This window comes from Bradyrhizobium sp. CIAT3101, assembly GCF_029714945.1.
GTDB lineage: Bacteria > Pseudomonadota > Alphaproteobacteria > Rhizobiales > Xanthobacteraceae > Bradyrhizobium.
Map to the genome: position 1 here is coordinate 2,950,280 of NZ_CP121634.1, position 18,796 is coordinate 2,969,075.

At 63.0% G+C, this 18,796-nt stretch carries 18 protein-coding genes; 12 read left to right on the forward strand and 6 right to left on the reverse strand.

Translation table 11 applies throughout. From position 1 onward, the window contains the following. The first annotated feature begins 26 nt into the window (after window positions 1-26). The 4 genes from QA645_RS13865 to QA645_RS13880 all read left to right on the forward strand — a co-directional run bounded on the left by QA645_RS13865 (window position 27) and on the right by QA645_RS13880 (window position 3,777). Window positions 27-455 carry a GNAT family N-acetyltransferase gene (locus QA645_RS13865; protein WP_283053185.1) on the forward strand — a complete coding sequence of 143 codons (429 nt, stop codon included), beginning with the start codon at window positions 27-29 and terminating at the stop codon, window positions 453-455. Window positions 456-643: 188 nt separating this feature from the next. Beyond that, on the forward strand, window positions 644-1,906 hold the full coding sequence (locus QA645_RS13870) for a CoA transferase (RefSeq protein ID WP_283050844.1): 1,263 nt from the start codon (window positions 644-646) through the stop codon (window positions 1,904-1,906). Between the two features lie 68 nt (window positions 1,907-1,974). Beyond that, a complete protein-coding gene (locus tag QA645_RS13875) occupies window positions 1,975-3,204 on the forward strand; it encodes an acyl-CoA dehydrogenase family protein (protein WP_283050845.1) in 1,230 nt (409 codons plus the stop codon). A 9-nt stretch (window positions 3,205-3,213) separates the two neighbouring features. Next, window positions 3,214-3,777 (forward strand): flavin reductase family protein, encoded by a 564-nt coding sequence (locus QA645_RS13880; RefSeq protein ID WP_254132834.1) that lies wholly within the window; start codon window positions 3,214-3,216, stop codon window positions 3,775-3,777. Between the two features lie 24 nt (window positions 3,778-3,801). On the opposite strand, the gene QA645_RS13885 is transcribed toward QA645_RS13880, so the two are convergent. Beyond that, window positions 3,802-4,710, reverse strand: coding sequence for an NAD(P)-dependent oxidoreductase (locus QA645_RS13885; RefSeq protein ID WP_283050848.1), 909 nt, complete (start codon window positions 4,708-4,710; stop codon window positions 3,802-3,804). Between the two features lie 177 nt (window positions 4,711-4,887). On the opposite strand from QA645_RS13885, the gene QA645_RS13890 reads away from it, so the two are divergent. The 6 genes from QA645_RS13890 (at window position 4,888) to QA645_RS13915 (ending at window position 11,236) form a co-directional block, all read left to right on the forward strand. Further along, window positions 4,888-5,871 carry an ABC transporter substrate-binding protein gene (locus QA645_RS13890; protein WP_254132832.1) on the forward strand — a complete coding sequence of 328 codons (984 nt, stop codon included), beginning with the start codon at window positions 4,888-4,890 and terminating at the stop codon, window positions 5,869-5,871. 68 nt (window positions 5,872-5,939) lie between these two features. Beyond that, window positions 5,940-7,634 (forward strand): dihydroxy-acid dehydratase, encoded by a 1,695-nt coding sequence (gene ilvD, locus QA645_RS13895; protein ID WP_283050850.1) that lies wholly within the window; start codon window positions 5,940-5,942, stop codon window positions 7,632-7,634. Between the two features lie 126 nt (window positions 7,635-7,760). Beyond that, entirely contained in the window at window positions 7,761-8,606 is an 846-nt protein-coding gene (locus QA645_RS13900; protein ID WP_283050852.1) for an ABC transporter ATP-binding protein, read from the forward strand. After that, the gene (locus tag QA645_RS13905) at window positions 8,603-9,388 is read left to right on the forward strand and encodes an ABC transporter permease (RefSeq protein WP_283050854.1); all 786 of its coding nucleotides are present in this window, start codon (window positions 8,603-8,605) and stop codon (window positions 9,386-9,388) included. The genes QA645_RS13900 and QA645_RS13905 overlap by 4 nt, the downstream gene beginning before the upstream one ends. Next, entirely contained in the window at window positions 9,385-10,152 is a 768-nt protein-coding gene (locus QA645_RS13910; RefSeq protein ID WP_283050855.1) for an ABC transporter permease subunit, read from the forward strand. The genes QA645_RS13905 and QA645_RS13910 overlap by 4 nt, the downstream gene beginning before the upstream one ends. Window positions 10,153-10,189: 37 nt before the next feature. Continuing rightward, window positions 10,190-11,236 carry a peptidase M29 gene (locus QA645_RS13915; protein WP_283050857.1) on the forward strand — a complete coding sequence of 349 codons (1,047 nt, stop codon included), beginning with the start codon at window positions 10,190-10,192 and terminating at the stop codon, window positions 11,234-11,236. On the opposite strand, the gene QA645_RS13920 is transcribed toward QA645_RS13915, so the two are convergent. The 5 genes from QA645_RS13920 to QA645_RS13940 are packed head-to-tail and all read right to left on the reverse strand — an operon-like array spanning window position 11,233 to window position 16,958. After that, complete coding sequence (locus QA645_RS13920; protein ID WP_283050858.1) at window positions 11,233-12,225, reverse strand: 3-hydroxybutyryl-CoA dehydrogenase; 993 nt, start codon at window positions 12,223-12,225, stop codon at window positions 11,233-11,235. The two genes, QA645_RS13915 and QA645_RS13920, sit on opposite strands and share 4 nt — an antisense overlap. Before the next feature lie 3 nt (window positions 12,226-12,228). Further along, window positions 12,229-13,317 (reverse strand): NAD/NADP-dependent octopine/nopaline dehydrogenase family protein, encoded by a 1,089-nt coding sequence (locus QA645_RS13925; protein WP_283050860.1) that lies wholly within the window; start codon window positions 13,315-13,317, stop codon window positions 12,229-12,231. After that, window positions 13,314-14,840, reverse strand: coding sequence for a long-chain-fatty-acid--CoA ligase (locus QA645_RS13930; protein WP_283050862.1), 1,527 nt, complete (start codon window positions 14,838-14,840; stop codon window positions 13,314-13,316). Before QA645_RS13930 ends, QA645_RS13925 begins: the two co-directional genes overlap by 4 nt. Before the next feature lie 2 nt (window positions 14,841-14,842). Further along, on the reverse strand, window positions 14,843-16,132 hold the full coding sequence (locus tag QA645_RS13935) for an acyl-CoA dehydrogenase family protein (RefSeq protein WP_283050865.1): 1,290 nt from the start codon (window positions 16,130-16,132) through the stop codon (window positions 14,843-14,845). 7 nt (window positions 16,133-16,139) lie between these two features. Then, window positions 16,140-16,958 (reverse strand): alpha/beta hydrolase, encoded by an 819-nt coding sequence (locus QA645_RS13940; protein WP_283050867.1) that lies wholly within the window; start codon window positions 16,956-16,958, stop codon window positions 16,140-16,142. A 194-nt stretch (window positions 16,959-17,152) separates the two neighbouring features. On the opposite strand from QA645_RS13940, the gene QA645_RS13945 reads away from it, so the two are divergent. Both QA645_RS13945 and QA645_RS13950 read left to right on the forward strand, forming a co-directional pair. Beyond that, window positions 17,153-17,914 carry an SDR family oxidoreductase gene (locus tag QA645_RS13945; protein ID WP_283050869.1) on the forward strand — a complete coding sequence of 254 codons (762 nt, stop codon included), beginning with the start codon at window positions 17,153-17,155 and terminating at the stop codon, window positions 17,912-17,914. A 26-nt stretch (window positions 17,915-17,940) separates the two neighbouring features. Then, a complete protein-coding gene (locus QA645_RS13950; RefSeq protein WP_283050871.1) occupies window positions 17,941-18,777 on the forward strand; it encodes an enoyl-CoA hydratase family protein in 837 nt (278 codons plus the stop codon). Window positions 18,778-18,796 lie beyond the last annotated feature (19 nt).

Consider the following 18,796-nt stretch of genomic DNA (forward strand, 5'->3'; position numbering starts at 1 on the left):
ATCTTTTCGTTGCCTTGGGGCATGCCATGTACAAAATTCGTATGGTTGATGCGTCCGATGATGACGTTGCCGAGACCTTGGCTGACCTGCATCGATCGACGTTCTTCGATGCCGCCGCCATGCCGGATTTCGATCTTGGAGCGTGGTGGCTTGTCTACCAAGGTGACGATGCGGTCGCCTTCGCGGGCGCCGTGCCATCCACCTATGCACGGAATTCCGGCTACTTTTCCCGAGTCGGCGTTTTGCAACGGCACTGGGGCAGGGGCCTTCAGCTCCGATTGATGCGGGCCGTCGAAGCGCGAGGCCGGCGCATCGGATGGAATGGTATCGTTTCAGACACGACGGATAACAGTTTCTCCGCGAATAATTTCATCAGGGCGGGCTATCGGCTGTATGAACCCGAGGTGCCTTGGGCCTGGCCGCATACGCTTTATTGGCGAAGGTCGCTTCGCTGAACGGGGTTTCCCGTGGTGCGGAAGGTGCCGTTCGCAGATGGCTTTGGACCCGGCAGCTTGACCGCTGCCGGGTTCTTTTGCGTATTGAAGCCCTGCTGTTGCAGCACTTGCGCAGCCGTCCCCATCGGGCTTTAAGTTCGCTTGCAGGAAATTCGGCGAGCACAAGCCGATGTAAAGGAGCGCCTAGGATGTCCACCAAGCCTCAATTGCCGGAACGGCCCTCGCGGGCGGCGGGAGGACCAACCGCGCTTGATGGTCTTCTGGTCGTCGATTTCACCCGCGTGGTCGCGGGTCCGGCCTGCACGCAGACGCTCGCGGATTTCGGCGCGCGCGTCATCAAGATCGAGAATCCCGATGGGGGCGACGACACCCGTGCCTATGAACATGCCGACATCGGCGGTGAGAGTGCAGCTTATCTCAGCCTGAACCGCAACAAGAGCGGCATCGCGCTCGATCTCGCCGTGCCGGAGGCGCGCGAGATTGCACTGGATTTGATCCGCAAGGCGGACGTGGTCGTCGAGAACTTTTCCAGCGGAGTCATGAAAAAATTCGGCCTCGACTACGAGGCCGTTGCGCCGCTCAACCCGCGGCTGGTCTATTGCTCGATCTCCGCTTACGGACGAACCGGACCATTTGCCTCGCGCCCCGGTTTCGATCCTATCACGCAAGCCGAGAGCGGCTTCATGTCGCTCAACGGATTTGCCGATGGTCCGGCGGTTCGGACCGGCCCGCCGATTGTCGACATGGCGACGGGGATGTCGGCCTGCAATGCAATCCTGATGGCACTGATAGCGCGGGATCGACTCGGCCGCGGACAGCATGTCGAGGTCGCGCTGTTCGACGTCGCCATGGGGATGACTGGATTCTACGGCATGGCCTATCTCATCAGCGGCGAGAATCCCGGCCGGTTCGGCAATTCGCCGAGTGGCTCTCCCACTGTCGGTGTCTACGAGGCATCCGACGGTCCGCTCTACATGGCCTGCGCCAATGATCGGCTGTATCGGCGACTGGTGGTCGAGGTGATGAATCGCCCGGATCTCATCAACGAGCCGCAGTTCGCCACGCGCAAGGCGCGATCCGAGAACAAGGAGCTATTGCGCGCAGCCATCGCCGAGGTGTTCGCGAGCGACACGCTTGAGAACTGGATGGCAAGGATGAAGCTGGCCAATATCCCGGTCGGCTATCTCCGGACCGTCGAAGAGGGATTCAATGCGCCCGAAGCACGCGAACGCGCGCGCTTGAGCCGTATCCCGCATCGCACGGCGCGGTGGGTGCCGAACATTGAGTCGCCGATCAACATGAGCCTGACGGCAGCAATTGATCCCGTGGCTGCACCTTTGTTGGGCGAGCATACCGACGGCATCATGCGTGAAACGCTCGGCTATGACGAGGGCCGGATTGCGGCTTTGGCCCAAAAAGGCGCATTCGGGCAGCGCAAGCCGGGGACCTAGACGGCGCGCTGCACGGCTTGATTTGGCAAGGTTCCCGCCGCATAAATGCGTCAGAGCGAGGGACACGAATGGTGCCTGGTCAGGAGCCGAACATGGGTCGGTCGGTAGCGACGGACCCCGGCGAACGAGCCTATGCGACGATGATTGCCAAGGCCCAGTCGCTCGTGCCGCAATTGCGGGAACGCGCGGCTCGCACCGAGGAACTGCGGCATCTGCCACCGGAAACTGAACGAGACCTGCACGATGCCGGCCTGTTTCGGATGCTTCAGCCGAGGCGCATCGGCGGTTCGGAGCTCGACTACGTCGCCCTGATCGATTGCGCCGAGCTGCTCGGTTGCGCTGATGCGTCGGTCGCCTGGAATCTGGCCAATCTGGCAAGCCACCACTGGATGCTCGGCATGTTCGAGCCGCGCGCGCAGGATCTGGTCTGGGGCCGTGATCCGGACGTTCTGATCGCATCATCGTTCATCTTCCCCGCCGGCCGCGCCAGTAAGGTCGAGGGCGGATACCGATTGCACGGAAGCTGGCCGTTCTCGTCTGGTGTCGGCTCCTGTGAATGGAACATGCTCGCGAGCGTCGTGTCGTCCGACGACGAGGCTGACGGCATCGAATACCGCATCTTCCTGTTGCCGAAGGCCGATTATAAGATCCTCGACACTTGGAACGTCGCCGGACTGCGCGGCACCGGATCGTCGGATGTGGAGGTCAAGGACGCCTTCGTGCCCGAGCATATGACGGTCGCTGTCCGTGATTTGGCTGGAGGCGCAACGCCCGGAAGCGGTATGAATCCCAATCCGCTCTACGCGCTGCCGGTGTTCTCACTGTTTCCTTATGTTCTCTCCGGCGTCGCGCTCGGAAATGCGCAGGCGTGCCTCGACGACTATGCGGAGGTCGCACGTCACCGCATATCAACATACAACCGCGCCAAGCTAAGCGACTTCCAAAGCACGCAAATCAAGATCGCGGAGGCTTCCGCCAAGATCGATGCTGCGCGCCTCATCATGCGTGCGGCCTGCATCGAGGCGATGGAGCACGCGCGCGGCAAGCACACGCCCGACATGGCGATCAAGACCAGGTATCGGCGTGATGGGGCGTTCTCGGTCAATCTCTGCACGGATGCCGTCTCGATGCTGTTCGCGGCAAGTGGCGCGCGCGGCCTGTTCACGACGGGGGTGTTGCAACGGCAGTTCCGAGATGCGCATGCCATCAATTCGCACCTCGCATTCAATTTCGATGCGGCCGGAACCAACTATGGACGCGTGGCACTCGGCCTGCCGTCCGAGAATCTCACCTTGTGAGGCCGGCCGATGAATGACCAGCCAAAGCAGCCTGCCGCTCCCGATCCAGCCAACGAGTTCGCGAGCGACAGCTCGCAGATTGATCCGCGTGATTTTCGCAATGCGCTCGGCACGTATGGAACGGGCGTAACGATCATTACAGCCACGGCCGCTGATGGTAAGCCGTATGGCATCACCTGTAATTCATTCGCATCGGTCTCCTTGAATCCTCCCCTCGTGCTCTGGAGCCTTGGAGTTTATTCCTCGAGCTTGAGCGTGTTTCAGAACGCCAGCCATTTCACCGTGCACGTGCTCGGCACAGCGCAACAGGCGCTTGCCAACAAGTTCGCAAAATCGTCCGAGGATAAGTTCGCCGGCGTCGACTGGGCGCCGGGCCTCGGCAATGCGCCAGTGCTCGCCGAGAGCGTGGCCAATTTCCAGTGCCGGTCCGTCAATCGCTATTATGGCGGCGATCACGTGATCTTTCTCGGTGCGGTCGAGGCCTATGCCTACAACGCAAAGGAGCCGCTGCTGTTTGCGCGGGGCGGATATGGCCGGTTTCTGTCCGACGACGAACGCAAGAAGTCGCCATAGGGCGATCCACGGACGCTCGTCGGTTCAACGGTCCGTGGCCGAGAGCTTGTAGATTTCCAGAGCGTCCGCGTCTGCGCCACGCGCAGCCTTCGCGAGCCTGAAGATCTGTCCCGCGAGGGTCGCCATCGGCACCGGTGTTGACGTTGTCTGGGCCACGTCGGCGACAGTGTCGAGATCCTTCAGCATCGTCGCGATGTGGCCGAGAGGAGGCGAATGAATGCCCTGGACCATGCGCGGCACGAAGAGCTGAAGCGGGATCGAATCCGCAAAGCCGCCGGCGAGCGCCTCAGGCAGCCGGCTTGCATCAATTCCGGCGTTTGAGGCAAGGCGCGTTGCCTCTGCGAGCACGGCCATCGCGCAGCCGACGATCACCTGGTTGCAAAGCTTTGTGGTCTGGCCTGCGCCGGTGGGACCCATATGAGTGAACCTGCGCGCCATAGCCAGCACATAGGGCCGTGCCCGCTTGATATCGGAGGCCTCTCCGCCGGCCATGATGGCAAGCGTGCCTTCTTCGGCACCCTTGGTGCCGCCTGACACTGGCGCATCGATCCAGCCTGCGCCGTTCGCAGCTTTTAACCGCGCTGCCAGTTCGCGCGCAGCGTCGGGATGGATCGACGAGAAATCGACCACGAGCTTGCCTGCGCCGGGAGCCGCTGCAAAACCTTCCGGTCCGAAGATCACCTCTTCGACGGCTGCGGCATCCGTCACGCACATGAAGACGATGTCGCAATTCGCCAACAGGTCACGTGGCGTGCCCGCGCGCTTGGCGCCAGCTTCGACGAGTGGAACGACCTTGCCTTCCGAGCGGTTCCAGACGCTGACGTGATGGCCCGCCTTGAGGAGGCGCCGGGTCATCGGCGTCCCCATCAGTCCCAGGCCGAGATAGCCGAGCCTCTCGACGCCCTGCGGGTTTGCCTTGCTCGCATCAGCCATAGGTTGCCTCCTTCTGTCGCGGCGCAACGCCGCGCGACCGCTGCGCACCATACATAACGCATCCCGTAGCGAAACCGGGTCCGCTTGCATGGCTTGCTTGATTGTTTGAACCATGAAACATTTGAGGTGGTCGGGTTGGGTGGCGTCGGTCGACGCCGGAGCAACGGAGTGGGCGCGATGCGGGCAGTTTCGAGGTGGATGCTGGCAGCAGGGGCTGTGGCGGCTATGATCGCCGGTGCGAGCCCCTCATGGGCGCAGCAGACGATCCGCGTGGGTTGGACCATCCCGGCCGAGGAATCCAAATACTGGATGATGCGCAGGCCGGCCGAATTTCCCGATATCGGCAAGACCTATAACATCGAGTGGACCCAGTTTCAGGGTACGGCGCCGATGACGCAGGCGTTGGCGGCTGGTGCGTTGGATTGCGCGACGCAGGCGCCGCTCTCACTTGCGAACGGCGTGGTCGGCGGTAATCTCAAGGCCTACATCGTGGCCCAACACGTCTTCGAGAAACCCGGTGGCTTCTCGGTCTACTGGGCGGTCATGGATGACTCGCCGATCAAGACGATTGCAGACCTCAAGGGCAAGACGGTCGGCATTTCCGTCATCGGCGGCGGCACGCAGGGCCCGTTCAACCTGCTCTTGAAGCAGAACGGCGTCGATCCGGCCAAGGACATCAAGCTGGTCGAGGTCGGTTTTGCCGTCTCCGAGGATGCTCTGCGTCAGGGTCGGGTCGATGCGGTCAACATGAACCAGCCGTTTGCGGCGCGAGCTGAGGCCAAGGGCGGCACGAGAAAACTGTTCTCGCTGTCGCAGGCCATGCCAAACATCGTGCATATCCTGGAAGCCTGCCGCGCCGATTTCGTCGACAAGAACCCGGAATTGGTTAAGGCCTATGTCCGTGACATCACGTCGGGCATGAAAAAGGCACTTGCGAACCGCGAAGAGACGTTGAAGGTCGTCAATGAAGTCCTGAAAGCACCCATCCCGGTGCTCGAGACCTATCTGCTCAAGGACAACGATTTCGGTCGCGATCCCGGCGCGGCACCGAATTTCCCGGCGATCCAGAAGATGCTCGACATCTACGCGGAAACGGGAATGCTGCCGAAGCTGGATGTTGCTCAGTTCAAGCACCCGACGATCGTCGCGCCACTGCAATAGGTGTTTGCAGGACCATGAGGTCGCAATGTCCCGCCACGTGCGGGACATTGCATGAAGATGATGCAGGCATGAAGAAGTTGCGATCACGGATAACGACCGACGGCCTCGACCGGGCTCCGCACCGTGCGTTCATGCGCGCCATGGGGCTGGACGACGCGGCCATCGCCAAACCGATGGTGGGCATCGTCAGCATGAAGGGCGAGCAGACGCCCTGCAACATGACCCACGATTTTCAGGTGGCAGCAGCCAAGACCGGGGTCGAGGAAGCCGGTGGCACACCGCGTGAATTCTCGACCATTTCCGTGTCCGACGGCATCAGCATGAATCACGAGGGGATGAAGTTCTCCCTGTTCTCGCGTGAGCTGATTGCCGACTCCATCGAGGCCGTCGTCCATGGTCTCGCCTACGACGCGCTGATCGGATACGGCGGCTGCGACAAGACGCTTCCGGGCGTGATGATGGGCATGGTTCGTTGCAACGTGCCTTCCATCTTCATCTATGGCGGCAGCTCGCTGCCGGGTCGCGTGGATGGACGGACGCTGACCGTCCTCGACTCGTACGAGGCTGTCGGCAGCTTCATGACCGGAGAGATCGACGCCCCGACGCTCGAGCGGATCGAGCGCGCCTGCCTGCCGACCATTGGTGCCTGCGCCGGTCAGTTCACCGCGAACACCATGGGAATGGTATCGGAGGCCATGGGCCTGACCATTCCCAATGTGTCGATGGTGCCCGGCGTCTATGCGGAGCGTGCGCAGATCTCGCGCCACGCAGGGCGGTTGATCATGGAGATGCTCGAACGAGGTGGGCCGCTGCCGCGTGACATCGTGACGCGGAAATCTCTGGAGAATGGAGCCGCAATCGTTGCCGCCACGGGCGGATCGACCAATGCGGCGCTGCATCTGCCTGCGATCGCAAACGAAGCCGGCATTGCGTTCACGATCGATGATGTCGGCGAGGTCTTTGCCAGGACGCCGCTGATCGGAAATCTGCGGCCGGGGGGCAAATACACCGCGAAGGATGTTTACGATATCGGCGGTGCGGCCGTTGTGATCCGCGAGTTGATTCAAAGCGGGCATATCGACGGTAGTTGCCTCACCATCACCGGCCGTACGCTCGCGGAAGAATATGGCGCGGCCAACGTGCCCGATGGCGAGGTGGTTTACACGGCCCGCGCGCCGATCATGCCCGACGGCGGTGTCGCGGTCCTCAAGGGCAATCTCTGTCCCGACGGCGCGGTCATCAAAGTCGCCGGCTTGAAGAGCCAGTTCTTCGAGGGCGTAGCGCGCGTCTTCGAGGATGAAGAGGCTTGCGTCGCGGCCGTTCGTGACCGCAGCTACAAGGCTGGCGAGGTCCTGGTGATCCGCAATGAAGGGCCGGTGGGTGGTCCTGGCATGCGCGAGATGCTCGGCGTCACCGCGCTGATCTACGGCCAGGGCATGGGTGAGAAGGTGGCCCTCATTACTGACGGTCGGTTCTCCGGTGCGACGCGCGGCATGTGTATCGGCTATGTCTCTCCAGAAGCATTTGTCGGCGGTCCGCTGGCACTTGTCCGCGATGGAGACAAGATCCGGATTGACGCCGCCGGTCGCCGCATGGACCTGCTGGTCGATGAGCAGGAACTCGCTGCACGCCGACGCGACTGGAAGCAACGCCCGCCGCGTCATCGCGCCGGTGCGCTGGCGAAATATGCGCGTCTTGTCGGCCAGGCACCGGGTGGAGCGGTCACGCATGAGGGACCGGCGGAGTGGCCGTGGTTCGACTGAGAAGTCGTGCGCGTGCGAAAATGGCGACCCGTTTGGCAGGTTTCTTGCTAAGCTTGTTCCGCTGATGGAGGACATTCAGCAGGTCGGTTGCGTGACGTTTGCGCGCGAGTGAAGCGAGAGACGGGGATGAAGGTAGTGCCTTCGAGATCGAGCGAATGGGTGAGACCGGTGACGTCACAGAAGCCGGCTTCGGCAATCATCGAGATCGACCGCGTCTCGCAGGTTTTCCAGACCTCGGCGCGCAAGGATCATGTGGCACTGTCGGACATCTCCTTGACGATCGATGAGGGGGCGTTTGTTTCCATCCTTGGTCCGTCCGGCTGTGGGAAGTCGACGTTGCTTTACATCGTCGGTGGTTTCGTCAGCCCGACCAGCGGCGCGGCGAAGATGAAAGGACAGGCGATCGCAGGCCCGGGTCCGGATCGCGGGCCGGTATTCCAGGAGTTTGCGCTATTTCCCTGGAAGACCGTACTTGGCAACGTGATGTATGGCCCGCGCCAGCAGGGTGTGCGAGCCGTAGAGGCGGAAGCGCAGAGCCGCGCTCTGATCGAAATGGTCGGGCTCAAGGGCTACGAGAATTTCTATCCCAAGGAGCTGTCGGGGGGCATGAAGCAGCGCGTCGCACTGGCCCGGACGCTCGCCTATCATCCAGAAGTCCTGTTGATGGACGAGCCGTTCGGTGCGCTCGATGCTCATACCCGGACGCGTCTCCAGAACGATCTCCTGAATATCTGGGAGCGTGACCGCAAGACCGTGCTGTTCGTCACCCATTCGGTCGACGAAGCCGTCTTCCTCTCGGACAAGGTTGTGATGATGTCGAAGTCTCCGGGCCGCATCCGGGAAATCATCGATATCGATCTGCCGCGGCCGAGGCGCCGCAAAGAGCTGCTGCTCGATCCGCGCTACCAGAAATATGTCGTCGACATCGAGCGCATGTTCGATGAAAGCGACGAAGCGGGTTCGCCCTCATGATCTCGCCGGCCGCCATGGCGAAACGTGCTGCGCCAGTGCTGGCCTGCATCGGACTATTGGCGGTATGGCAGGTCGCGTCGCTTGCGCTGAAGAATGACAGCTTTCCGACGGCTATCGAAGCGATCCGCGCGATCCCGGATATCCTCGGCGACAAGGAATCCCTGATCAACATCCTGGCTTCGCTCCGTCGCATGACGATCGGGTTCGGCATAGCGGTGCTGGTTTCGATCCCACTGGGCCTGTTGATGGGCCGTAGCCGGGCCGTCGCAGCCTTCTTCAATCCGCTCCTGATGGTGATCTATCCGGTGCCGAAGGCGGCGCTGATGCCGATCATCATGTTGTGGCTCGGCGTCGGTGACATCACCAAGACGTTGGTGATCTTCCTCGGCGTCAGCCTTCCGGTGATCTATCACAGTTTTGAAGGCGCGAAGGCCGTTGAAGAGAAGATGCTGTGGTCGGGCGCGGCGATGGGGCTTTCGCCCTTGCAGCGTCTGGTCCGGATCGTGTTGCCTGCCGCGCTCCCGGAGATCCTCACGGGGTGCCGCACCGGCCTGGTGCTGGCGCTGATCACGATGATCACCAGCGAGATGATCGCACGTCAATCGGGAGCGGGGAACATCCTATTCAACGCGCTCGACATGGGCCAATACGATACGGTCTACGCGATGATCATCATCGTCGGCGCCATGGGCATCTGTCTCGATGCGGTCTTCGAGCGCGTCCGCGCAAGACTGGTGCGCTGGTCCGAACCTCAGTTCGACATGCCGTTGAGCTTCTCATGATGTCGCGCTCTCTCTCAGCAAATGTCATCTTTGGGCTCGCGCCAATCGTATTGGTGATTGCTTTGTGGCAAGGCTTGGTGTCATTCGGTTTCGCGCCCGCGGTTCTGCTGCCACCGCCGGGTGTCGTCTTCAGTCGGCTGCTCCAGCAACTCGTGACATGGACGTTCCAGCAGGAGATCGCGGCGACCCTGATCCGGCTATTCGCCGGTTTTGCGATTGCGGTCGTGCTTGGCGTCAGCATTGGCATCGCGGCTGCTGCCAGTCCGGCGATCAATGCCATCGTCCGGCCGATTGTGCGGGTGCTGGCGCCATTGCCGAAGGTCGCGCTCTATCCGGCTCTGTTGCTATTGCTTGGCTTTGGCCACGGATCGAAGATCACGCTGGTAGCGGCGGACGCGCTCTTTCCCATTCTGCTGTCGACCTACTACGGGGCTTCAACGGTGGAGCAGAAGCTGATTTGGTCGGCCATGGCGGCGGGAACGCCGCGCTACGAAATCCTGTTCAAGGTCGTCTTGCCGGCTGCGATGCCGTCGATCCTGACGGGGTGCCGGATCGGCCTTGTCATTTCGTGCATCGTGGTGTTTCTGGCCGAGATGATCACGTCGACGGACGGATTGGGCCATGCCCTCGTGACGGCGGCGCGTACCTTCCAGGCCGTCGACATGTTCGTGCCGTTGATTACGATCTCGCTGCTGGGGTTGATCTTGAACGGCCTGTTGGGCGCCGTGCGGTCGTACCTCTTGCGGGGCTTCCCCGAAGCGTGACCTGACAAACAAGAAACCAGAAGACCGGGAGTGAACCATGCTGGCTGATCGCATCGAGGCAAAATGGATCGACGCATTTTGCGAGATCTTTGAGCGTTGCGCCGTCAAGGCCGGCGATACCGCGGCGATTCTCTCAGAGACGCAGTCGCGCGCGTTGAATGTACATCTGGCGGAGCTCGCGCTGTTGCGCATGGGGGCGAAGCCTTTTCACGTCGTCATGCCGACGCCGCGCAATCGGAACATCGTTCCGGTCCGCTCAACCGGCGCCAGCGAAGCGATCCAAAAGCTTGGGCCGGTCATCACTGCACTTCAGCAAGCCGGCTTCGTGGTGGATTGCACCGTCGAAGGCCTGATGCATGCGGTGGAAACGCCAGAAATCCTGAAGGCCGGCGCGCGGATACTCGTGATCTCCAACGAACATCCCGAGGCGCTGGAGCGCATGGTGCCGGACCCGGCGCTGGAGAAGCGCGTTCGCGCAGCGGCCAAAATGCTGCGTGGGACGAAGCGCATGCGGGTCACCTCGAAGGCCGGCACGTCACTTGATGTCGACATGGTTGGCGCTTCGACGGTCGGCGTGTGGGGCTGGACCGACAAGCCGGGCACGTTGGCGCATTGGCCGGGCGGCATCGTCGTCAGCTTCCCGAAGAGTGGGACGATCAATGGCACGCTGGTGATGGCCCCGGGCGACATCAATCTCACGTTCAAGCGTTACCTGACGTCGCCGGTGAAGATGACGTTGAAGGACGATTACGTGGTCGAGCTGGAGGGCGAGGGCACGGATGCCGCCATGATGCGCGCCTATCTTGCCGCCTGGGGCGATCGGGAGGCCTATGCTGTGTCGCACGTCGGTTTCGGCATGAACCCGGGTGCGCGCTACGAGGCGTTGTCGATGTACGACCAGCGCGACACCAACGGCACGGAGATCCGCGCCGTCTCCGGCAACTTCCTGTTCTCGACCGGTGCCAATGAATTCGCGGGCCGCTATACTGCCGGCCATTTCGACCTGCCGATGATGGGGACGACCATCGAGCTTGATGGCGTGGCGGTCGTGCGGGACGGCGTGCTTCAGGACGTCTTCGGCTAGTCGCGGTCGAGCACCGGCGGACGAGCGAGGTCGAAGTGCCGGAGCAGGTCGACCATGGCCTGGAGCCGCTTTGCGCGATAGGCGTCAACGTCCATGCCTGAATAGTCGAGAAAGCCTGCGCCCGTGCGGAGGCCGATCCGGCCTTCATGCATGTTGCGTGAGATGACGTCCGGCGCCCGATAGCGGTCGCTGCCGAGCGCGCCTTCGAGATAGCGGCTGGCGTGGTAGAGAATGTCGCCGCCGCCCCAGTCGATGAATTCGAGCAATCCAAGCACCGCATAGCGGAAGCCGAAGCCGTAGCGGATCGCTTTGTCGATCTCCTCCGCGCTGGCGACGCCTTCCTCGACCATGCGCGCGGCCTCGTTCATCGCCAGCGCCTGGATGCGCGGAACGATGAAGCCGGGCGTCGCCGCGCAGACGACGGGCACCTTGCCGATGCCTTCGAGCAGCGCCTTGACCTCGTCGATGATGGCGGGATCGGTGGCTTTGCCGGGCGACACCTCGACCAGCGGGATCAGATAGGCCGGGTTGAGCCAGTGCACGTTGAGGAAGCGGCGAGGGTTCACGATCGCGCCGGAGAGATCGTCGACCAGGATGGTCGACGTGGTCGATGCGATGATCGTGTCGGGGCCGACCTGTTTTGAAGCCGCTCCCAGCACCTCCCGCTTGAGCTCGACGACCTCAGGAACGCCCTCGAACACAATTCCGGCTTCCAACAGCGCGGCGCTGCTTTGGCTCGCCGGCACCACCGAAACCCGCGCGATCAGCGGATCGACGTCGGTCTCGGTCAGCAGCCCCAGCTTTGCGAGGCTGGTAAAGGTCTTACGGACTTCGCTGAGCGCGTCCGCCTCCAGCCTGGCGAAATCGTCGGCTGAACGGGCCTTGATGTCGATCATCGTGACCGTATGCCCCGCATAGGCGAACGCGACGGCGATACCGCGGCCCATGCGTCCGGCCCCGAGGCAGGCAATGTTGGCGCGACGAGTCATCGGTCAGAATCCTTCGCGAAGCAGCAACTGCAATTCGGCCTTGTGAAGCTTGCCAAGCCCCAGCGTCTCCAGCGTCCGCCCGCCTTGCGTAAAATCCTCGCCGCAGATTGCGCCGCCGATGGCCAGGAGAGCCTTGGCGAGCGGCGTGGCCACGCCCGCGAGCCCCGCAACCGACACCAGCAGCGACAGGCCAAGCCGCAGATCTTCGCGCATGTAGCGATGTTCTCTCAGCACGATCCGCTCGCGCCAGTCGCCGGAATCCGTCAGGCGGTCATGGGAGCCACGGCCATACATCCAGATCTCGCCTTCCTTGGCGTAATGGTGCGCGAGCGGAAAATGCGGCGCGCCATAGCCGAGCGCCTCGCGCACGCCGATCCGCTCGGCGTCGAGTGCGTCGGTCACTCGCCGGATCGCGGCTTGCGTTCCCTCCTTGTGGATGTCCCACCGCTCGAAATGCTCGATCGGGCCGGCGTTCATCACGATCAGCGGCGGGTGGATGATGCAGCCTGCATTCATCAGCGCGCCCGAGAGCGCGTCACCACACGGCTCGATCACGCCTGGGAAGGCGCGTCCGATCACCTCGAGCGCATGTGACGCCCGGTCGAGCGGGAACACGCCGACTGGCAGCCGCTTGGCACGGATGGTGATCGCGACCTCGAATGGCCCGTGCTTGCGGGTGAGCCACGGCAGCGTTCCCGTTTCCGCGAAGCTTGCTTTGGCACGATTGCCGGCGTCGCGCGCGGCCTGCGCGAAGATCATTGAGCCGAACGTCGCGGGTGGCAGAAACACGACCTGACCATCCCGAAGATGCGGTGCGAGGACCCGGGCGATGTCCTGCTGCGCGAAGGCGGGAGCAGGGCACACGATCAGCTCGACCCCGTTGACGGCTTCAGCGATATCGGTCGTCGCAAGCGCGAGCTTCACATCGTGCTGGCCGTTGTGATCCTTCACCAGGATGCGTGAGCCAGCGGCACCATGTGCAGCGACCTGCTCTGCGTCCCGGCGCCACAGCCGGACCTCATGTCCCGACAGCGCAAAGTCGCCTGCGGCCGCGAAAGAGCCGTTTCCCCCACCCAGAACCGCAATCTTCAAGATGCTTCTCCTTGCGCGCGCGACTGCGCATCAATCTGCTTCAGCAAGAAATGCTGGACCTTGCCGAGCGCTGTGCGCGGCATGTCAGCGACGAAGACGATGTCGCGTGGAACCTTGTAGCGGGCGAGCTGCGCCTGAACGTGCGCTCTCAGCTCGTCCGCTTCGAGATGGCAGTCGGCTCGCCGGATGACATAGGCGACGGGGACTTCGTCCCAGCGCGGGTCCGGCCGGCCGATCACGGCGCATTCGCTGACGTCAGGATGCTCGAGCAGCACCCGTTCGACCTCGGCCGGATAGATGTTCTCGCCACCGGAAATGATCAGGTTCTTCTTGCGGTCGCGGACCCAGAAGTAGCCGTCCGCGTCGCACAGGCCGATATCGCCGGTGCGGTACCAGCCGTCGTGCAGCGCTTCGCGTGTGGCGTCAGCATTGCCCCAGTATTCGAAGAGGACGTTGGGGCCGCGGACCGCAATCTCGCCCGGCGTGCCCGCCGGCACCTCGTTGCCGGCCTGATCGATCACCTTCGCTTCGCAGCACAGGCCGGCAAGCCCGGTGGATCCGGCGTGCGACAGGTCGCCGCCGAGGCGGGTGTAGACGGCGATGGGGCAAGTTTCCGTCGAGCCGTAAACCTGTAGCACTGGCACGCCGCGCGCGACGAAGCGATTGATCAGGTGCGGAGGCACGATGGTCGAGCCGGTGGCGACGGCCTTCAGCGATGAGAGATCGGTCGTGGCCCAGGCGGGGTGCTCGCTGACGGCCTGGATGATCGCCGGTACCATGACTGTCAGCGTCGGCCGCTCCCGTTCGATGCTCGCGAGCGCCGCGTCGGGCGTGAAGCGGGCGTGAATCGTGACGGTTGCGCCAAGCTGGAGCGCGGCGGTCGTCTGGATGTTGAGCCCGCCGACGTGGAAGAACGGCAACACCGTCAGCACATGATCGTCGGATGTCATGTTGTGCATGTGCTGGCTCATGACGCCGTTCCAGAACAGCGCCTCCTGGCGCAGCACCGCGCCTTTCGGCCGCCCGGTCGTTCCTGACGTGTAGACGATCAGCAGCGGGCAGGAGAGATCGGTGTGCGGATTGCGTCCGCTGCTTCCCTTGCGCGCCAGCAGGCTTTCAAAGGCCGTGCCGTGCGCTGGCGCAAAATCGAGGCCGATGCAGGTGGTGCCCGGCGCGAGTTCAGGAAGAATTCCCTCAAATGCCTGCTCGAGCACCAGCACTTTGGCGCCGGCATCGGTGAGGATGAAGAGCTGCTCGGCGACCGCCAGCCGCCAATTCAAGGGCACCAGCATCGCGCCGAGCCGCGCGCATGCATAGAGCAGGACCAGATAGTCCGGCCGATTCAGGCTCAGGATCGCGACGCGGTCGCCTCGGCCGACACCGACTTCCTGCTTCAGGGCTGTTGCCGCCCGTTCGATGCGATCGGCGAACGCAGCATAGCTCAGCCGCTCTCCCTCGAAGGCGATGGCGGTCTTGTCCGGCGAAAACGCCGCGTTGCGATCGATCAGACTGCAGAGGTCCACCGTCAGTCGTCCGTTTCGCCGGCCTCGTACAGCGCCTCGCGACCGATCCGGTCGAGGCAGAGCTCGGCCGTCCAGGGCAGCATCAGTGAGCCGCAGCGGCTGTCACGATAGATGCGCTCGAGCGGCAGCGAGCGGAGCATCGCCTGTCCCCCACAGGTGCGGATCGCAAGCGCGGCGAGTTCATTGGCGCCTTCCATCACCGAATATTGCGCGGCATAGGCGCGGAGGGTCTGCTCCTTGCTTGGATTGGCGCGCGCTTCGGTAACGGCCTGGAACCAGATTGCCTTGATCTGCTCGAGCTTGATTTGCATCTGCGCGACCGCGATCTGCTTGGTCGGGTACATCCGGCGCCTGACCGGAGGCATGCCCGGCACCTCGCCGCGCAGATAGCGCACCGTGAAATCGTAAGAGGCTTGCGCGAGCCCCATATAGGTAGGCGACAGCGTCAGGAACATATGCGGCCAGCGCATGGCCGCCTGGAAGTAGACGCCGCGCGGCATCAGCGCAGAGTCTTCCGGCACGAACACATCCTTGAACAGCAGCGTCCGCGAGACCGTGCCGCGCATGCCGAGCGGATCCCAGTCGCCGACGACGGAAACACCCGGTGATTTGGCGGAGATCGCGAGGTAAAGCGTATTGCGGCGTGAGGCCTTCGCGCCTTCCTCGATTTCCGTGCAGAGCACGCCGTAATAGTCGGCGTGGCCGGAGAGGGATGCAAAGATCTTCTTGCCGTTGACGATCCAGCCGCCTTCGACAGGCTTCGCTTCCGTGCCGAAGGCAACGCCGCCTGCGGCTGCCGCGCCACCTTCGGAGAATGGCTGCGAATAGATCGCGCCGTCCTCGACGATGCGCTTGTAGTGGACGGCCCGCCGCTTTTCGTGTTCCGCGCGGGTCTCCGCATCCATGTCGAGATCATCTGCCAAAGGGCCCGACCACAGGGTGGAGCAGACATGCATGTTCCAGGTCAGCGCGGTCGCGCCGCAATAGCGGCCGATCTCCGCCGCTGCAAGGGCGTAGGTCTGGTAGTCAGCTCCGAGCCCCCCATGCTTCTTCGGTATGGCGATGCCGAGCAGGCCAACGCGGTGCAGGTCGCGATAATTCTCGGTCGGGAAGATCGCCTCGCGATCGTAAGCCGCCGCGCGACCCGCGAACACGCTCTGGCCGATCTCGCGCGCCCGCGCGATGATCCCGGCTTGTTCGTCGCTCAAGCGGAAAGCCACGGGATCGAAGATCGGCGCATCCAGCGCGACCTTGTCGCTCGTGCCAATGGTCTTGCTGACTTGCATGGTCATGGCGCAGTTACCGGTGTTTTGCAGCAACGGAGTCGACGAAGTTGCCAAGAGCCTTGTCGAAGGCATCGGGCCGCTCGAGGTTGGCGAGATGGCCGACGCCGGGGAGTTCGACATATTCGGCCGAGGGAATGTAAGTTGCCGTTTTTGCCATCATTGGCGCAGGCGCATTGTTGTCTTTCGAACCGGAGAGCAACAGCGTCGGTACGGAAATGTCCTTGAGCGTGCTGCGCTGGTCGAATCCGATCAGGGCCAGCATCATGGCGCGATAGCTCGCTTCGGGCACGCTCCCCATGCACTCGCGCGCAAGCTCCATCCCCTTGGGATCGGGTTCGTCGCCGACGAGCTCCTTCACCAGCGACGGCGCCAGCGATTTCATGGTCTCGCCGCGATCGAGTGGACCCAGGCGTGCCGCAATGAACGATTTCTGCCAGTCGCCGTCGGTCTTGCCAAAGGCCGGGCTGGTTTGCGCAAGGATGACAGCGCGCGCGAGTGTCGGCGATTGCACCAGCCATTTCTGGACGATCATGCCGCCGATCGAATGGCCGACCAGAATGGGGCTTGTCGCGCCGATCTGCTCGATGAATTGCTGGAGCGCATCGGCCAGGGCAGCGATGCTGACGCTGGCCAGTGGTGCCGAGCCGCCATAGCCCGGCATGTCCCATGCGATCGCGCGGAAACGATTGCCGAACGTGGCAAGCTGCTGCCGCCAGGCCCGCGCCGCGCCACCAATGCCATGCAGGAAAACAAGGGGTATCGCCGTCGGATCGCCCGCAGCTTCATAGGCGAAACGTCCGTCCCTTGTTATCATTGGCGCAGGCTGCGACACGCGACATCCTTTTGCTTGGCCCGGCGATGCTAACAGGCCTGCGGGCGATGGGAAGAGATAATTTTATACTTAAAGCAATTTTCGGGCCGCTTCGCGCGCGCGCGTTTGCGTCGCCGATCTGCGCTTTCGTTGCAAAAGTTTGAAGGTTAAAATATATCGGAGGAAGGATCAGCAGATCTCGAGGGAGCCCGCTCATGTCCGCATTGCCGCATTCGCCGCACGCGCTGGTGACCGGTGGCGGTCGCGGCATTGGCCGCGCGATCGCAGCTTCGCTTGTCGACGCTGGTGCCATCGTGACGGTGCTCGGTCGGAACGCGGCTACTCTCGAAGAGGCGGTAAGCGCAGGGGCCGCGCATCATGCAGCCGTTGCCGATGTCTCGGACGAGGCTGGGCTGAAGGCGGCTATCTCCGCGGCGCATGCGCGAAAGCCGATCGATATCCTGATCGCAAATGCCGGCAGCGCCGAATCCGCGCCGTTCGCGAAATCGGACAGCGCCCTTTTTGCGCGCATGATGGACGTCAACTTCATGGGCGTTGTCCATGCCGTCCGCGCAGTCCTGCCGGGAATGAAGGATCGCCCCTATGGCCGGGTTATCGCGATTGCATCGACGGCGGGGCTGAAGGGTTACGCCTATGTGAGCGCGTATGCGGCGGCCAAGCACGCTGTGATTGGTCTCGTGCGTTCGCTCGCGCTGGAGATGGCCGGCAGCAACATCACCGTGAATGCGGTCTGCCCGGGCTTTACCGATACCGATCTCGTTGCCGGCAGCATCGACAACATCATGAAGAAGACCGGGCGAACCCGTGAGCAGGCGATCGCCGAGCTCGCAAAACACAATCCGCAAGGACGCCTGATCACGCCGCAGGAAGTGGCTAATGCCGTGCTTTGGCTGTGCAGCGCGAACGCCAGTGCGATCACGGGGCAGGCGATTGCTGTCGCCGGTGGCGAGATCTAACCGCGCGGAACAAGGAAGGAAATCTCATGAGCAGACCAGCCAATCCCGTCACCGTCCCGCTCGCGGACTATTCGCCGCAACACTTCCTGCTGGCGGTGGTCGATGGCGTTGCCACCGTGACACTCAATCGGCCCGAGCGGAAGAATCCGCTAACGTTCGAGAGCTATCGCGAACTGACGGATTTCTTTCGCGCCTGCGCATTTGACGACGCGGTCAAGTCGATCGTCATCACCGGCGCCGGCGGAAATTTCTCGTCCGGAGGCGATGTGTTCGAGATCATCGGGCCTCTGGTCAAGATGGATACCAAGGGGCTGACCGCGTTCACGCGGATGACCGGTGACCTCGTCAAGGCGATGCGGGCCTGCCCGCAGCCGATCGTGGCGGCGGTCGAGGGCATCTGCGCCGGCGCCGGCGCGATCATCGCCATGGCATCCGACATGCGGCTCGCCGCGAGCGGGGCCAAGGTCGCGTTCCTGTTCAACAAGGTGGGTCTTGGCGGCTGTGATATGGGCGCCTGTGCGATCCTGCCGCGGATCATCGGTCAGTCCCGCGCCTCCGAGCTTCTGTTCACCGGCCGGTTCATGACCGCGGAGGAGGGCGAGCGCTGGGGGTTCTTCAGCCGCATCGTCACGCCGGAGCAGGTTCTGCCCCAGGCGCAGTTGTTGGCCAAGCAGGTCGCGGAAGGCCCGACCTTCGGCAACACCATGACCAAACGGATGCTGGCCATGGAATGGGCGATGTCGGTGGAGGAAGCGATCGAAGCGGAGGCCGTGGCTCAAGCCCTATGCATGACGACGGCCGATTTCGAGCGCGCCTTCGAGGCTTTTGCCAACAAGGTCAAGCCGGTCTTCCGGGGCGACTGACCAGCCTTTTCCTGCGGGA

What these genes read in the sequence shown, in the direction of transcription:
- QA645_RS13865 (WP_283053185.1), top strand. Translation starts at nt 27, where the DNA reads ATGTACAAAATTCGTATGGTTGATGCGTCCGATGATGACGTTGCCGAG.
- QA645_RS13870 (WP_283050844.1), top strand. Translation starts at nt 644, where the DNA reads ATGTCCACCAAGCCTCAATTGCCGGAACGGCCCTCGCGGGCGGCGGGA.
- QA645_RS13875 (WP_283050845.1), top strand. Translation starts at nt 1,975, where the DNA reads ATGGTGCCTGGTCAGGAGCCGAACATGGGTCGGTCGGTAGCGACGGAC.
- QA645_RS13880 (WP_254132834.1), top strand. Translation starts at nt 3,214, where the DNA reads ATGAATGACCAGCCAAAGCAGCCTGCCGCTCCCGATCCAGCCAACGAG.
- QA645_RS13885 (WP_283050848.1), bottom strand. Translation starts at nt 4,710, where the DNA reads ATGGCTGATGCGAGCAAGGCAAACCCGCAGGGCGTCGAGAGGCTCGGC.
- QA645_RS13890 (WP_254132832.1), top strand. Translation starts at nt 4,888, where the DNA reads ATGCGGGCAGTTTCGAGGTGGATGCTGGCAGCAGGGGCTGTGGCGGCT.
- ilvD (WP_283050850.1), top strand. Translation starts at nt 5,940, where the DNA reads ATGAAGAAGTTGCGATCACGGATAACGACCGACGGCCTCGACCGGGCT.
- QA645_RS13900 (WP_283050852.1), top strand. Translation starts at nt 7,761, where the DNA reads ATGAAGGTAGTGCCTTCGAGATCGAGCGAATGGGTGAGACCGGTGACG.
- QA645_RS13905 (WP_283050854.1), top strand. Translation starts at nt 8,603, where the DNA reads ATGATCTCGCCGGCCGCCATGGCGAAACGTGCTGCGCCAGTGCTGGCC.
- QA645_RS13910 (WP_283050855.1), top strand. Translation starts at nt 9,385, where the DNA reads ATGATGTCGCGCTCTCTCTCAGCAAATGTCATCTTTGGGCTCGCGCCA.
- QA645_RS13915 (WP_283050857.1), top strand. Translation starts at nt 10,190, where the DNA reads ATGCTGGCTGATCGCATCGAGGCAAAATGGATCGACGCATTTTGCGAG.
- QA645_RS13920 (WP_283050858.1), bottom strand. Translation starts at nt 12,225, where the DNA reads ATGACTCGTCGCGCCAACATTGCCTGCCTCGGGGCCGGACGCATGGGC.
- QA645_RS13935 (WP_283050865.1), bottom strand. Translation starts at nt 16,132, where the DNA reads ATGACCATGCAAGTCAGCAAGACCATTGGCACGAGCGACAAGGTCGCG.
- QA645_RS13945 (WP_283050869.1), top strand. Translation starts at nt 17,153, where the DNA reads ATGTCCGCATTGCCGCATTCGCCGCACGCGCTGGTGACCGGTGGCGGT.
- QA645_RS13950 (WP_283050871.1), top strand. Translation starts at nt 17,941, where the DNA reads ATGAGCAGACCAGCCAATCCCGTCACCGTCCCGCTCGCGGACTATTCG.